The sequence below is a fragment of the Cellvibrionales bacterium genome (assembly GCA_016713115.1).
GTDB lineage: Bacteria > Pseudomonadota > Gammaproteobacteria > Pseudomonadales > UBA7239 > UBA7239.
This window is the reverse complement of sequence record JADJPU010000001.1, coordinates 1146131-1160270: the sequence shown is the minus strand read 5'-3', so window position 1 is coordinate 1160270 and position 14140 is coordinate 1146131. Positions and strand designations below refer to the sequence as shown.

Genomic DNA, 14140 nt, shown 5'->3' with positions numbered 1-14140 from the left:
GTTTCCGTCATCTGTGATACCCACGCGTGATCGTTTGAAAAATTTGATTATCGGTTGCATCTATTGCGGTGAAAACGCGCGTAAAACCAGCGCGTTGCGCGCGTTCCGTTACGCGAGGCCCAGGCACCACCAAGCTGAGGTTAGCACGCGCCGCTGCTCTCGCATCCACTTGCAGTAAATTCTGCAGCGTTTCCACGCTGTTGACACATGCCCATTTGTGCGTGCCCGTGTCCTCAATCCACTGCGTCCACGCTGCAGCCGCATTAGGCGGCAATGCGCGCCGGTACAGCTCACAGTAATCCACGCTTGCGCCGCGTGCGCGCAATGTCTGCGCGGTGGTTTCGCGCCCGCCTAGGCCGCGAAAAATCACGCAGTGTTTTCCCTGTGCAGTTTGCAGAGCGGGCAGCGCCAACATGCCCTCACTGTCCATACGCGCAGGACTGATCGCCGCAATACCGTGCTCATTGAGAAACTGCGCCGTCGGACTGCCCACAGCGATAGCTGTAATCGTGCGCGGCCACGCCAATCGATATTCAGCCAGTGCGCGCAACAACTGCTCGGCGGCATTGCGGCTGACAAAAATGGCGATGTCGACACGATCCAAGGCCTGCAGTTGCGCTTTGACAGCCTCGATCTGCGCCGCCTCGGTCAAAGGCGCAATGGTGAGCAAGGGAATGCTGGTGGCGTCCGCGCCCTGTGCGCACAGACGCTCGACCAAGCTGTCGCCCTGATGCAGCGGTCGCGTGATGGCAACCGATAATCCTGCCAACACGCCGGCTTGTTCAGTCATCACTATCCGACTCGCCGTACACAGCCTGCAAAATGCGCTCGGCACCCTGCGCTAACAACAATTCCGCGACATGGATACCCAGAGCCTCCGCCTCCATCAGCGGAGCACGCCCCTCGGCAGTCAGCATTTCACTGCCGTCGACACTACCGACCAAGCCACGCAGCCAGAGCGTGCCGCCGTCTTCAATGGCGTAGCAGGCAATGGGCACTTGGCAGCCGCCGTGTAGGCGCCGGTTCAGCGCGCGCTCGGCAGTGACGCGGTAGGTGGTGCTGACACAGGCCAGCGGGTGCAGCAGGGCGGCGGTGGCGGCATCGTCGCAGCGCAGCTCTATGCCAACGGCACCCTGCCCACCGGCGGGCAGACTCAATTCTGGCGGCAGCAGTTCGCGGATGCGCTCGCCCAAACCCAAGCGCGTTAAACCGGCGGCGGCGAGGATGATGGCGTCGTACTCACCGGCATCCAGCTTAGCCAAACGGGTGCCGACATTGCCGCGCAGATCACGGATATCGAGATCGGGGCGCGCGCGGCGCAACTGGCACTGGCGGCGCAAGCTGGAGGTGCCCACTACAGCGCCCTGCGGCAGATCGGCAAAGCTGGCGCAACGGGTGCTGACCAGCGCATCAAACGGTGTTTCGCGCGGGCAGATCACGCCCAACGCCAAACCTTCAGGAAAGGCCATCGGCACATCTTTCATGGAATGCACGGCGATATCAGCATCGCCCGCCAACAAGGCCTGCTCCAGTTCTTTGACGAATAAACCTTTGCCACCAATTTTGGCCAGCGGGGTATCGAGGATGCGGTCGCCGCGTGTGGTGAATTTCAGCAACTCCACCACGATGCCGGGGTGGTGGTGTTCCAATTCGTGTTTGACATATTCCGCCTGCCACAGAGCCAGTGGGCTTTGGCGCGTGGCGATGCGTAAGCGTGGTGTCTTTGCGTTCACGAGCGTAAAAATCCGAGGCAAATGCGTAGCAGCCATGATAGCAGAGCGAGACGGGGCTCCTTACAATCACTCCACTCCTAGGGAATGAAAAAACACACCATGTTCGCGCGCCGCTACGCATTTGTTTTGTATTGCTCACTGCTGCTGCTGTCGGCGGTTTTGCTGGCGGAGTTCGTATTACTGCCGCGACTGTTTGGCATGCCGCGTGCGATGTTGCTACTCGGTTTTACGGCGACACCAGAAACAGTGATCGACGGTCAGCGCATCAACGCACTCGGTTTTACCGGCGATGCCGTTAGCGAAAACAAAGCACCCAACACCGTGCGCATATTGCTGCTCGGTTCATCCACTATGTTCAATCGCCACATGGCAGAAAAATTGAAAGCAGCGCTGCAAAAAACGCTGCCAGACAAAAATATTGAATTGTTGGATGTGGGAATTCGCTCGCACACCACGCAGGCTGATGTGGCGAAATTGCAATACTTTGCGCAGTACGACTGGGACTTTGTGTTGTTCTACAACGGCATCAACGATCTGTGGGCGAATCATGTGCTGCCGCAAGATTTTTACGCCGACTATCGTCATATCGACCCTTGGCATCGCAGAAATATGCTACTGGATAACAGCCTGCTGGCGCGCCACCTTTACAACACCGGCTACACTTGGCTGCGCACACTCAATCAACAATTTGATTACGCATTTTTCCCCAACTACCAATTTGTGTTTCCTAAAAAACCGTATCTCAACGCCGCGCAGTTTGCCTCACTGTCAGTATTTGAGCGCAATATTAATGCGATAGTTGATACCAGTTTGCGCAACGGCGCAAAACCTATCCTGCTGACATTCGCCTACCATTTGCCCGCCAACTATTCACGGCAAAGTTTTTTGCAGCAAACTCTGGATTACCGCAACCCCGATCACTACGACAGCCGCGATGTCTATAACTGGGGGCCGCCAGACTATGTGCGCGCCGGCTTGCAACAAGAAAACGCCGTGCTGCGCAACATTGCGGCGCAGCGCAATGTTTTTCTCATTGATATCGATGCGACCATGAGTGGGCGCGGCGAGTGGTCTGGTGATGTCTGCCACTTTAACAACGAAGACGTGGCAGTTTTTTCTGCGCAGGTTGCTAGCGCATTGGCTGCATCAACAGCGGAACAATCTGCGCCAGTGCTGTCACCGTAAAATCCGGCGGTGCAATCGTGTCTGGCCACGGCTTGTGTTCCAGATTCACCCACAGCGTTTTCATGCCCACCGCTTGCGCGCCTTGAATATCGTCTTGCGGATGGTCACCTATGTGCAGTGCTTCCTGTGCTGCAACACCCGCTTTTTGCAGGGCAGCCAGAAACATATCCGGCGCGGGTTTTCCCTGCGGAAAATGGTCAGCTGCCAAATGAAATTGAAAGAAATGCGCTAGGCCTATCACTTGCAAATTGGCGTTGCCATTGCTGATCGCGCCCAGTGCGTACTGCTGCGACAGGGTTTGCAGCAGCACCGTTGTCTCTTCAAAAATATCTACCTGTTGGCGCAGCGTCCAAAAAATATCAAAAGCGGCTTGCGCGTATGCGGCGGCGTTTTTTTCACTGATACCGAGTTGTTGCAGGGCGAGCTGCGTTGCTGTGCGACGCATCTCACTCACACGGTTGCGCAACAAGGGATTCTGCTCCCACACTTGTTTGCGTAGAGCAAGAAAATTGTCTGGCGAAAAAGTTTGTGCAAACACGGGCACTTGTTCTGCCAACCACTGATAACTCGCTGCCTCACCGCGTTGCAGTGCGTGATCGGGATTCCACAGCGTGTGATCCAAATCGAAAGTAATCAGTTTGGGCTTGTCGATGATTTTATTCGGCATGGTCATTGCGCGCGCGTTTGTGTGCGCGCGGATGCGCCGCATCGTACACACTCGCCAAATGTTGAAAATCCAAATGCGTATAAATCTGCGTGGTGGAAATGCTGGCGTGGCCGAGCAGTTCTTGCACGGCGCGCAAATCACCGCTGGATTCCAACATATGGCTGGCAAACGCATGGCGCAACATGTGCGGATGCACCGGCTCGTCCATGCCCTGTTTCAAGCTGTAATGTTTTAAGCGCAGCTGAATCGCGCGCACACCTAAACGCTGTCCTTTTTGATTGATAAACAGTGCCTGTTGCACGCTGCCTTCCGGCAAGTTTTCACTACGCACACGCAACCATTGTTGCAACACGGCGATAGCTGTTTTTCCCACCGGCAGTACACGCACTTTGCCGCTCTTGCCGGTGACGCGCACCAAACCTTCACGCAAATCGATGGCTGTCAAATCCAACTGCGCCAATTCGGATAAACGCAAACCCGAGGAATAAAATAATTCAAACATCGCGTGATCGCGCCGCGCCAACCAGCTGTCATCGTCGATGCTCAGCAGGCGGCTCATCTGATCGACATCCAAAGTTTTCGGCAATTTTCGCGCGCTTTTCGGTGCGCGCACGGCCGCCACCGGATTGCTATCGACCAGATGTTGCCGCCCCAGCCATGCAAAAAATTGTCGCCACGCCGACAGCAGACGCTGCAAGCTGCGCCCCGACATGCCTTTATTGTGCAGAGCCGCAACGAGCTGACGAATGTGAAACTCGCGCCACTGCTTCAGCTGCTCAATCGCCTGCTGCTGTGCGTGCGCACTGAGCAGGGCTAGATCGCGCTGATAGGCAGATAAGGTATGCGGCGACAGCCGGCGTTCACCGGCGAGATACTGCAGGTATTGCTCAATGTGTGCCTGCATCACAGCGCGCCAAAGTTCGCGACAACACCTCGGCGATGTAACTCAAAAACAGCGTGCCCATCCCCGCTTGGTAGTGATCGGCATCAAAGCTGCCAATAGCCAATACCGCTAGCGGCTGCTCGTCGGCTGGCGCATGGGGGCGCGTGATCACCACCACGGCCGCCGAGCGCACAGGCTGCGATGCTTGGGCAAACAAATACGCGGCTTCTTGCGGGCGCAAATGGCCGCACAGTGGCTGGCGATTGTTGAGCAGGGTGCCAATTTGTTGCTGCGCCGCTTGCTGCTCGGTATCACTCAGCAACAGCAAGCGGCAGACATCCACGCGGTAGTCATCGCGCAAGCTGGCTTCCACCGCCGTGACGATGTCGTCCGCCGTGCGCTGCTCCAATACAGCCAACACCAGTTTTTGAGTTTTTTGGAACAGGCGGTCATTATCGCGCGCCACTTCTAGCAACGGTTCAAGCGCGAACGCACATCGCGGTTACGCGCACGCAGCACACTCACTTGGCGCTCCACCAAGGATATGGCGTGTTCGCCGGTATGATGGGGCAAAGCGAGGTCAGGCAACAGGTTTTCGTAGTCGATGAAAAAATCGGGATGCTTGCGTAAATACTCTGCCACATGATCGGGATTCAGCACGATATCCTCCAGCAGCGGCACCTCGTGTGTGCGATCGTGAAAAACATCTTCGGCGTGAAATTCTTTCATGGCGTGTTAGATTGATAATAAGTGATGCGCGATATGTTAACCGTTTATGCAGAGCGCGTAGACTGGAACCTGCGAGGGCTTTCTGGTAGTTTCTGCGCCCGCTGTTGTATCCGATTATTTCAGTACTCATTGTGTTAACAGAATCGTTGCCGATAGAGAACCAAGGACAGTATGCTTAAGACCATAAAGCGTATCTTTAGACGAGAGGATGCCAACGCGCATCCCACCACAGGAGCGGACAAGATGCCTGCAAAAGCCAAGGCTGCAAAACCACAAAAAACTGCTAGCAAAACCACCAAGCCTGCAGCCACAAAACCTAAAGCGCCGGCAAAACCTGCGCCTAAAGCTGTTGCAAAAAAACCTGTAGCAAAACCCGCTGCTAAACCTACAAAAGCAGTCGCTAAAGCAAATCCTGCAGCCAAACCTGTCGCGAAAAAAGCAGCCGCGAAACCTGCGCCTAAAGCAAAACCGGCAGCGAAACCTGCGGCCAAAAAAGCAGCCGTAAAGCCCGTTGCTAAAGCAGTGGTTAAAAAACCTGCCGCCAAGCCGGCCGTAAAACCCGCAGCGAAACCTGTGGCGAAAAAAGCAGCCGTAAAACCCGCAGCGAAACCCGTTACTAAAGCAGCGGTTAAACAGCCTGTGGCCAAACCGGTCGCAAAACCCGTTGCCAAGCCTGTGGCCAAAGCAGCACCAATTAAACCCGTTCCATCACCCAAGGGGCCTAGCAGTAAACCCGTGAGCAGTAGTACACCAACACCCAGCAGTAAGAAACCCGCCCCTAGCAAAGCAGCGCCCGCTAGCCCTGCCAAAAAAGCTAAAGCCGCCAGCAAACAAGATTTCATTCCATACCAGGAAAAAATCGGCGAAGACTACATGAACGACGAGCAGAAGGAGCACTTCCGCGGCTTGCTGCTCTCGTGGAAAGCTGACTTGATGCAGGAAGTGGACAGAACAGTCACCAACATGAAAGACGGTGCCGCTAACTTCCCCGACCCAGTCGATCGCGCCACGCAGGAAGAAGAGTTCAGCCTAGAGTTGCGCACCCGCGACCGCGAACGCAAATTGATCAAGAAAATCGACAGCACCATTGAGCTGATCGAACAAGATCAATACGGCTACTGCGAGCAGTGCGGCATCGAGATCGGCGTGCGCCGCCTCGAAGCGCGCCCCACGGCGACCCTGTGTATCGACTGCAAAACGCTGTCTGAAATCAAGGAAAAACAGACTGGCGTGTGAGCACTCGCTCTCTGACGGGGCGTTTTGCCCCATCACCTTCTGGTCCACTCCACTTTGGCTCCCTGTTAGCGGCTGTCGCTAGCTTTGTCGACGCGCGCGCCGCCGGCGGGCGCTGGCTGCTGCGCATGGAAGACATCGACCCGCCGCGTGAAATGGCGGGGGCTGATAAGTTGATTCTCAGCACACTGGAGCAACACGGGCTGCATTGGGATGGCGCGGTGCTGTATCAATCCACGCGCCACGCCCGCTACCGCGAAGTGTTGGATGATTTGCTCGCCCGCGGACAGATTTACCGCTGTGCCTGCACGCGCGCACGGCTGATCTCACTCCACCGCGTCTACGATGGCTATTGCCGCCAGCACCCGCCGCCCGCCGACGCAGCCTGCGCTCTGCGCCTGCAGCTGCCAGAAAAATCGGTGGTGTTTGATGATCGTATTCAAGGCGTGCAAGTGCAGCACTTGGCCGAGGCGGGCGATTGCATCATCCATCGCAAAGACGGCTTGTTCGCCTACCAGCTCGCCGTGGTGGTGGACGATATCGACCAAGGCGTGACCGATATCGTGCGCGGTAGCGACATCCTGCCTTCCACCGGCGCGCAAATTCATCTCACGGAACTGTTGAACGGCACCACACCGCGCTACGCCCATGTGCCGGTGCTGCTGGGCGCCGACGGCCACAAACTCAGCAAACAGAGCTTCGCGCCGGCCGTGGATAACCGCCGCGCCTCTGCCAATCTGCACTATGTCTTGCAACAGCTAAAACAAAACCCGCCGCTGGATTTAGCGCATGAAGCGCCAGAAGTGGTTTTGCAGTGGGCGGTGGCACACTGGGATATCACCCAAATTGCTACAACCGCACCTGCCCGCGATACACAGTAAGCGCCGGCCCCGTCATCAACACCGGCTGCTCGTCGCCCGCCCATTCGATAGTGAGCTCGCCGCCGGGCAGTGCCACTTGCACAGGGCTTTGCAGCCAGCCGCGCTGGATGCCCGCCACGGCTGCGGCGCAGGCGCCGGTGCCGCAGGCGAGGGTTTCGCCACTGCCGCGCTCGAATACACGCAGGCGGATGCTGTGGTGATCACTCACTTGCATAAAGCCGACATTGACGCGGCGCGGGAAGCGCGGGTGGTTTTCGATGGCGGGACCAAGACGGGCGACCTCGGCGGTGGCGACATCATCCACACGCAGCACGGCGTGCGGGTTGCCCATGGACACAGCGCTGATGTCTACGGTTTGGCCGCCCACATCCAGTGAGTAGGCACTTGCTTGCGCTGGTGCATCAAACGGGATTTGCGCTGGCGCGAAGATCGGTGCGCCCATATTCACGCAGACGCGTTCGTCCGGCAGCACATGCAACTCAATAATGCCCGACAGAGTTTGCACGCGGATACGCTGTTTGTTGGTGAGTCTTTGCTCACGCACGAAGCGGGCAAAACAGCGCGCGCCATTGCCGCACTGCTCCACTTCACTGCCATCGGCGTTGAAGATGCGGTAGCGGAAATCGACATCCGGTTGCTCTGGCGCTTCCACAATCAACACCTGATCGCAGCCGATACCGAAACGGCGATCCGCAATAAAACGCACCTGCTCCGGCGTGAGGTAGCCGCGCTGGGAGATGAAATCGAACACGACAAAATCGTTGCCGAGCCCGTGCATTTTGCTGAATTTGAGCAACATGGCCGCTGTTGAAATCGTGCAAAAGAGCGGGGCAGTATACGGGGCAGTGCCCCTGCTGTCACAGCGCCAGCCAACGCCCCAGCGTGGCAGCAAGCGTATCCACACCCTGCTTGGACGGCGCAGAAAACAACTGCACGCTCACCGGCACCGTGCGCGCGCTCAACTGCTTGCGCACTTGCAGTAGGGCTTGCTGCGCAGGGCCGCGATTGAGTTTGTCAGCCTTGGTCAACACGCAGTGCACAGGCAGCTTAGTACTCTCCGCCCAATCGAGCATATTGATGTCAAAATCTTTTAGTGGGTGGCGAATATCCATCAGCAACACCAAGCCGCGCAGGGTTTCGCGCTCGCGCAGATAGTTTTCCAGATGCCGCTGCCACTCCTCCTTCATCTCCTGTGAGACTTTGGCATAGCCGTAGCCGGGGAGATCCACCAAACGCTGGCTGGCCGCTTCATTCAGGGCGAAGAAGTTAATCAACCGCGTACGCCCCGGCGTTTTACTGGCGCGCGCCAGATGACGGTTGTCGGTAAGCACATTGATGCAACTGGATTTTCCGGCATTCGAACGACCGGCAAACGCCACTTCGGTGCCGGTGTCTGGCGGGCACTGCGCGAGCTTGGCGGCACTGGTGAGAAATTGGGCGCGACGAAAATCGGTCGTGGTGAGGGAAGACATACAGCGTAAACTCTGAGGGGTGGGGCGCTTTTCCGTTCGGCGAGGGCGCAGTATATAATGCCGCCGTTTTTTGATCTGCCAACCCAATGCTCTGGATGTGACGGTATGAAATCCCTGATTGCTAAAAGTGTTCTCGTTCTCGGTTTGTTCGCTGCTGCGCCTGTGATGGCTGGCGATGCCGCTGCCGGTGAAGCTCTTACAACCGCTTGTGCAGCTTGCCACGGTGCCGATGGCAACAGCGTGATGGCCACCTTCCCAAAACTTGCAGGACAGGGTGAAAAATATTTACTCAAACAAATGCAAGACATTAAAAGTGGAGAGCGCAAAGTACCCGAGATGACAGGGCAGTTAGATGCGCTGAGCGATGCAGATTTCGCCAATATTGCTGCTTTCTACGCCAGCAAAACGCAAGCACTTTCCGGTTCCAAAGATGACAAAGAATTGCTCGCGCTCGGCGAAAAAATTTATCGCGCGGGCAACAAAGACATTGGCGTGCCGGCGTGTATCGGCTGCCACTCACCCACCGGCGTGGGCAATGCACCTGCAGGCTTTCCACAGGTGGGCGGTCAACACGCAGACTATATCGCCAAGCAGCTGCGCGATTTCCGTGCGGGCGCAGAGTACACCGATAAAGGTCGCCACAATGACGGCGACATCAAAATCATGCGCGCCGGTGTAGCGCGTATGAGCGACAAAGAAATTGATGCGGTAGCTAATTACATCGCCGGCTTGCATTAATCACTGCACTGCCGAGGGAACTCTGCCTCGTATTTAGCATCGAAGGGCGACTAGGTAGTCGCCTTTTTTATTTTTGACGGGAGCACAACACATGAAAAAAATACTCACAGCACTGTTATTAGCATCCTCCTCGCTATTTGCTTTCTCAGCCAGCGCTGACGCAAACCATGCGTCGCAACCACTGCCTGCTGACGGTCAATATATCGCGGGCAAGCACTACCAAGTCATCACCGTGCCAGTACACACCGCCAATCCAGACAAAATCGAAGTCAACGAAGTGTTTTGGTACGGCTGCCCACACTGCTACCACTTTGAATCCAAGTTGGAGCCATGGTTCAAACGCCTGCCAGCGGATGTCGATGTGCAGCGCACGCCCGCTATTTGGCGCCCTGCGATGGAAGTGCACTCACGCGCTTACTTTGTCGCCAAACAATTGGGTGTGTTGGACAAAATGCACATCGTGATTTTCAAAGCGATGCAGGAAGAGAAAAAAGCACTGGCCAACAAAGACGAAGTGGTCGCGTTGTTTGTCAACAACGGCTCTGCAGAAGCCGATGTGATTAAAGCCTACGATTCTTTTTCCGTGCAGTCGCAAACGCGCCAAGCTGACGCAAGAACGCGCAACTACGGCGTGCAAGGCACACCTGAAATTATCGTCAACGGCAAATACCGCATTTCCACGGAAGATGCGGGCTCGCAGGATAATATGCTGAAAGTGGCTGACTTTTTGATCGCCAAAGAACGCAGCGGCAAAAAGTAATATACACACTGTAAAACAATCAACGACCGGAGCTTTTGCTCCGGTTTTTGTTTCTGCTCACGCTACAATGCCGCCATGGACATATCTTCCCTACTCGACACTCTGAACGACGCACAGCGCGAAGCCGTGAGTGCGCCGCCTGAAAACCAACTAATACTCGCCGGCGCGGGCAGCGGTAAAACACGCGTGCTGGTGCAGCGCATCGCTTGGTTATTGCGTGTAGAAAATGTGCCGCCACACGCCATACTCGCCGTGACTTTTACCAACAAAGCCGCGAAAGAAATGCGCGGGCGTTTGGAATCCATGCTCGGCTCGCTGTCACATCATCTGTGGGTGGGCACCTTTCACAGCTTGGCGCATCGCTTATTAAAAATGCACTGGCGTGAAGCCAAACTGCCGGAGCAATTTCAAATTCTCGACAGCGACGATCAACTGCGTTTAATCAAACGCGTGATGAAAAACTTGGAAGTGGATGAAGGACGCTGGCCGCCAAAACAAATTCAGTGGTATATCGGCGGACAAAAAGATGAAGGACAGCGCGCAAAATATTTACAGCGCACCGGTGATCTCTACACAGATACGCTGATCAAAATTTACACGGCTTATGAAGAAGCCTGTGAGCGCGGCGGTTTGGTGGATTTTGGCGAATTATTATTGCGCTCGCACGAGCTGTGGCTGAACGCGCCAGAATTATTAAAACATTATCAGCAGCGCTTTCAATTTTTATTGGTGGATGAGTTTCAAGACACCAACACCATTCAATACGCGTGGCTGCGTGTATTAGCCGGGCAGGACACTTTCGTCACGGCTGTCGGCGACGACGACCAATCCATCTACGGCTGGCGCGGCGCGCGCATTGAAAATATTCAGCGTTTTGATCGCGATTTTTCCGCTGTGCACACGATCCGTTTAGAACAAAACTACCGCTCCACTGCCACTATTCTGAAAGCAGCCAATGCGGTGATCGACAACAATCGCGGCCGCATGGGCAAGGAATTGTGGACCGACAGTGTGGAAGGCGATTTGATTTCCGTCTACGCCGCCTTTAATGAACAGGACGAAGCGCGTTTTATTGTGGATCGCATCAGCGCGTGGGTAGAGGCGGGCGGCGCACGGCGCGATGTGGCTCTGTTGTATCGCTCCAACGCACAATCGCGCGCGCTGGAAGAAGCCTTGATTCAACGCGGACTGCCCTATGTGGTGTACGGCGGGCAAAAATTTTACGAGCGTTTGGAAATTAAAAATGCGCTGGCGTATTTGCGTTTGATCTGGCATCGCCACGACGACCCCGCTTTCGAGCGCGTGATCAACACGCCCACGCGCGCCATCGGTGAACGCACCGTGGAAGACATTCGCGCCTACGCGCGCGAACGCCAGTGCTCGCTGTGGCAGGCAGCAGAAGAACTGACAGAAACCGATCGCCTAACCGCGCGTGCCAACAATGCTGTGCGCGGTTTTTTGTCGCTGATTGCGCGCTTGGATGTGGCGACGCGCGAAGAGCCGCTGCATAAAATTGCTGAACACGCGATCACGGCCAGTGGTCTGCTCGATTTTCATCGCAATGAAAAAGGCGAGAAAGGTTTGAGCCGCGTGGAAAACTTGCAGGAATTGATCGGCGCCTGCAAAGCCTTTGAAGCAGAAGACGAAGAACAGAGTGTGCTCGGACAATTTCTCGCCACCACCGCACTCGACGCTGGCGAAGCGCAAGCCGAGCCGCACTCCGACAGCGTGCAACTGATGACGCTGCACTCCGCTAAAGGTTTGGAGTTTCCGCTGGTGTTTATTTCCGGCGTGGAAGAAAACTTGTTTCCACACAAAATGTCGATGGATGAACCGTCACAACTCGAAGAAGAGCGCCGCCTCTGCTATGTCGGCATTACGCGTGCCGAGAAAAAACTGTATCTCACTTACGCTGAGTCGCGCCGTTTGCACGGCAGCGATTCCTTTAACCTACCTTCGCGTTTTATTCGCGAAATTCCGCGTGAATTGTTGGAGGAAGTGCGTCCGCGCACCAAAGTCTCGCGTCCCGTTTACCACGAGCGCGCCATGCCCGCTTTCACGCGCCAACAGCAGACCGACAGCGGCGATTTTCATTTGGGGCAGCGTGTAACCCATGCTGTTTTTGGTGAGGGTTTTATTCTCAATGTCGAAGGCAGCGGCGCACGCACGCGGGTGCAAATCAATTTTGACGATTGCGGCTTGAAGTGGTTAATGTTGGCGCAGGCTAACCTTGTATCAGCCTAACTGTTTCCTTCACAACAAATAATCCATAATCAGTGGGGCATGATCAGAAAAGCGTTCCGCTTTGTAAATTTCTACACGCTGCACAGTGTTGCGCAGTGCTGGCGTGACAATCTGATAATCAATGCGCCATCCCACATTTTTCTCCCACGCCGCGCCGCGATTTGACCACCAAGTAAACTGGTTTTCTTCCTGGTTAATCACGCGAAACGCATCGACAAAACCTATTTCGTCAAACAAGGTATCCAACCACGCGCGCTCTTCCGGCAAAAAGCCGGAGTTTTTCTGGTTGGACTTCCAGTTTTTTAAGTCGATCGGTTTGTGCGCAATATTCCAATCGCCGCAGAGAATAAAATCGCGCCCGCTGTTGATCTGCTCTTTTAGCACGGGCAAATAACACGCGAGAAAATCAAATTTTTTCTGCTGCGCCTGCTCGCTGCTGGAACCGGAAGGCAGATACAGGGACACCACAGAGAGTTTGCCAAAGTCGGCCTGCAAGTAGCGGCCTTCAGTATCAGCAGAAGCCCAACCCAAGCCTGTGATCACTTGATCCGGTTTCTGCTTGGCGTACAGCGCCGTGCCGCTGTAGCCTTTTTTTTCGGCATCAAAGTAATAGCAGTGATAGCCCTGCGGGTGAAACAGCGCATCGTCAAGCTGATCGCGTTGCGCCTTGGTTTCTTGGATGCACACCACATCGGCGTTTTGCGTTTCCAACCAAGTAAAGAAACCTTTTTTGGCAGCAGAGCGAATGCCGTTGGTGTTCGCCGTGATAACACGAAATGAGTTTTTGCTCACGCGCAATCTCCGCCACTCAATTAAACATTTCCAACAACTGCATGCCAGGGTCTTCCGCTTTCATAAACGCTTCGCCCACCAAGAATGCATTCACAGCATGGCCGCGCATGGCCTTCACATCGTCGATGGTGTGAATGCCACTCTCCGTCACTACGATGCGATCTTTGGGTATTTGCTCAAGCAATTCATAAGTGGTGTTCAAACTGGTGTTAAAACTGTGCAAATCGCGATTGTTGATGCCGATCAAGCGCGTGTTCAATTTCAACGCCTGCGCCAGTTCTTCCGCATTGTGCACTTCTACCAGCACATCCAAACCCGCTTCTTGCGTGCAGGCATACAATGCTTGCAGTTGTGCTTCACTCAGCGCTGCAACAATCAGCAACACGCAGTCCGCACCCAGTGCACGCGCTTCCCAAATTTGGTAGGGATCGACAGTGAAATCTTTACGCAGCACGGGTAATTTGGTGGCGCTGCGCGCCTGCTGCAAGTAATCGTCCGCGCCTTGAAAAAAATCGACATCGGTCAACACCGATAAACAAGCGGCACCGCCTTTTTCGTAAGAGCGTGCAATTTCTTCCGGATAGAACGGGTCGCGCATCACGCCTTTGCTCGGCGAAGCTTTTTTAATTTCAGCTATCACCGCCGCATGACCAGCTTGTATTTTGCGCTCTATGGCAGCGACAAAACCGCGCGGGGCTGCTTGCGCCTTGGCGCGGGCAATCTGTTCGGCTAGTGGAATTTTCTGCTGGCGCTCGGCAACTTCTTCGTGTTTGCGCGCAATAATTTTTTTCAAAATGGTGGGCGTGTTCATGGCTTTCTCTAA

The 14140-nt window shown here is 55.3% G+C and carries 14 protein-coding genes and 1 pseudogene; 6 read left to right on the top strand and 9 right to left on the bottom strand.

What is annotated here, in order from left to right:
* Nucleotides 1-7: 7 nt before the first annotated feature.
* Together IPK30_05595 and hemC are read right to left on the bottom strand one after the other, a co-directional pair.
* Complete coding sequence (locus tag IPK30_05595) at nucleotides 8-790, bottom strand: uroporphyrinogen-III synthase (protein MBK8102754.1); 783 nt, start codon at nucleotides 788-790, stop codon at nucleotides 8-10.
* On the bottom strand, nucleotides 783-1769 hold the full coding sequence (hemC, locus tag IPK30_05590) for a hydroxymethylbilane synthase (GenBank protein MBK8102753.1): 987 nt from the start codon (nucleotides 1767-1769) through the stop codon (nucleotides 783-785). Before hemC ends, IPK30_05595 begins: the two co-directional genes overlap by 8 nt.
* 48 nt (nucleotides 1770-1817) lie before the next feature.
* On the opposite strand from hemC, the gene IPK30_05585 reads away from it, so the two are divergent.
* Nucleotides 1818-2918, top strand: coding sequence for an SGNH/GDSL hydrolase family protein (locus IPK30_05585; protein ID MBK8102752.1), 1101 nt, complete (start codon nucleotides 1818-1820; stop codon nucleotides 2916-2918).
* Here IPK30_05585 and IPK30_05580 read toward each other — a convergent pair.
* The 3 genes and pseudogenes from IPK30_05580 to IPK30_05570 all read right to left on the bottom strand — a co-directional run bounded on the left by IPK30_05580 (nucleotide 2863) and on the right by IPK30_05570 (nucleotide 5197).
* Nucleotides 2863-3585 (bottom strand): HAD family hydrolase, encoded by a 723-nt coding sequence (locus tag IPK30_05580; protein MBK8102751.1) that lies wholly within the window; start codon nucleotides 3583-3585, stop codon nucleotides 2863-2865. The genes IPK30_05585 and IPK30_05580 overlap by 56 nt on opposite strands.
* Nucleotides 3575-4489 (bottom strand): tyrosine recombinase XerC, encoded by a 915-nt coding sequence (gene xerC / locus IPK30_05575; protein ID MBK8102750.1) that lies wholly within the window; start codon nucleotides 4487-4489, stop codon nucleotides 3575-3577. Before xerC ends, IPK30_05580 begins: the two co-directional genes overlap by 11 nt.
* Nucleotides 4473-5197 (bottom strand): annotated as a pseudogene (locus tag IPK30_05570) (DUF484 family protein). Before IPK30_05570 ends, xerC begins: the two are co-directional and overlap by 17 nt.
* Nucleotides 5198-5440: 243 nt before the next feature.
* Here IPK30_05570 and dksA point away from each other — a divergent pair.
* Together dksA and gluQRS are read left to right on the top strand one after the other, a co-directional pair.
* Nucleotides 5441-6433: an RNA polymerase-binding protein DksA gene (gene dksA, locus IPK30_05565; GenBank protein MBK8102749.1), complete on the top strand. Its 993-nt coding sequence runs from the start codon at nucleotides 5441-5443 to the stop codon at nucleotides 6431-6433.
* Nucleotides 6430-7311, top strand: a complete 882-nt coding sequence (gene gluQRS / locus IPK30_05560) for a tRNA glutamyl-Q(34) synthetase GluQRS (protein ID MBK8102748.1) — start codon at nucleotides 6430-6432, stop codon at nucleotides 7309-7311. Before dksA ends, gluQRS begins: the two co-directional genes overlap by 4 nt.
* Here the strand turns inward: gluQRS and dapF are convergent.
* Together dapF and IPK30_05550 are read right to left on the bottom strand one after the other, a co-directional pair.
* On the bottom strand, nucleotides 7280-8110 hold the full coding sequence (gene dapF, locus IPK30_05555; protein ID MBK8102747.1) for a diaminopimelate epimerase: 831 nt from the start codon (nucleotides 8108-8110) through the stop codon (nucleotides 7280-7282). The genes gluQRS and dapF overlap by 32 nt on opposite strands.
* Nucleotides 8111-8168: 58 nt before the next feature.
* Complete coding sequence (locus tag IPK30_05550) at nucleotides 8169-8783, bottom strand: YihA family ribosome biogenesis GTP-binding protein (protein MBK8102746.1); 615 nt, start codon at nucleotides 8781-8783, stop codon at nucleotides 8169-8171.
* A gap of 105 nt (nucleotides 8784-8888) precedes the next feature.
* Here IPK30_05550 and IPK30_05545 point away from each other — a divergent pair, with 105 nt between their 5' ends.
* The 3 genes from IPK30_05545 to uvrD all read left to right on the top strand — a co-directional run bounded on the left by IPK30_05545 (nucleotide 8889) and on the right by uvrD (nucleotide 12525).
* Nucleotides 8889-9521, top strand: coding sequence for a cytochrome c4 (locus IPK30_05545; protein MBK8102745.1), 633 nt, complete (start codon nucleotides 8889-8891; stop codon nucleotides 9519-9521).
* Between the two features lie 91 nt (nucleotides 9522-9612).
* Nucleotides 9613-10281, top strand: a complete 669-nt coding sequence (locus tag IPK30_05540) for a thiol:disulfide interchange protein DsbA/DsbL (protein ID MBK8102744.1) — start codon at nucleotides 9613-9615, stop codon at nucleotides 10279-10281.
* A gap of 75 nt (nucleotides 10282-10356) precedes the next feature.
* A complete protein-coding gene (gene uvrD / locus IPK30_05535; GenBank protein ID MBK8102743.1) occupies nucleotides 10357-12525 on the top strand; it encodes a DNA helicase II in 2169 nt (722 codons plus the stop codon).
* A 9-nt stretch (nucleotides 12526-12534) separates the two neighbouring features.
* On the opposite strand, the gene xth is transcribed toward uvrD, so the two are convergent.
* Both xth and trpC read right to left on the bottom strand, forming a co-directional pair.
* Nucleotides 12535-13317 (bottom strand): exodeoxyribonuclease III, encoded by a 783-nt coding sequence (gene xth, locus IPK30_05530; GenBank protein MBK8102742.1) that lies wholly within the window; start codon nucleotides 13315-13317, stop codon nucleotides 12535-12537.
* Between the two features lie 16 nt (nucleotides 13318-13333).
* Nucleotides 13334-14128, bottom strand: coding sequence for an indole-3-glycerol phosphate synthase TrpC (trpC, locus tag IPK30_05525; GenBank protein MBK8102741.1), 795 nt, complete (start codon nucleotides 14126-14128; stop codon nucleotides 13334-13336).
* Nucleotides 14129-14140: the final 12 nt, after the last annotated feature.

Coding starts and splice junctions, on each gene's coding strand:
- IPK30_05595 (MBK8102754.1), bottom strand. CDS start 790: ATGACTGAACAAGCCGGCGTGTTGGCAGGATTATCGGTTGCCATCACG.
- hemC (MBK8102753.1), bottom strand. CDS start 1,769: ATGGCTGCTACGCATTTGCCTCGGATTTTTACGCTCGTGAACGCAAAG.
- IPK30_05585 (MBK8102752.1), top strand. CDS start 1,818: ATGAAAAAACACACCATGTTCGCGCGCCGCTACGCATTTGTTTTGTAT.
- IPK30_05580 (MBK8102751.1), bottom strand. CDS start 3,585: ATGCCGAATAAAATCATCGACAAGCCCAAACTGATTACTTTCGATTTG.
- xerC (MBK8102750.1), bottom strand. CDS start 4,489: ATGCAGGCACACATTGAGCAATACCTGCAGTATCTCGCCGGTGAACGC.
- dksA (MBK8102749.1), top strand. CDS start 5,441: ATGCCTGCAAAAGCCAAGGCTGCAAAACCACAAAAAACTGCTAGCAAA.
- dapF (MBK8102747.1), bottom strand. CDS start 8,110: ATGTTGCTCAAATTCAGCAAAATGCACGGGCTCGGCAACGATTTTGTC.
- IPK30_05550 (MBK8102746.1), bottom strand. CDS start 8,783: ATGTCTTCCCTCACCACGACCGATTTTCGTCGCGCCCAATTTCTCACC.
- IPK30_05545 (MBK8102745.1), top strand. CDS start 8,889: ATGAAATCCCTGATTGCTAAAAGTGTTCTCGTTCTCGGTTTGTTCGCT.
- IPK30_05540 (MBK8102744.1), top strand. CDS start 9,613: ATGAAAAAAATACTCACAGCACTGTTATTAGCATCCTCCTCGCTATTT.
- uvrD (MBK8102743.1), top strand. CDS start 10,357: ATGGACATATCTTCCCTACTCGACACTCTGAACGACGCACAGCGCGAA.
- trpC (MBK8102741.1), bottom strand. CDS start 14,128: ATGAACACGCCCACCATTTTGAAAAAAATTATTGCGCGCAAACACGAA.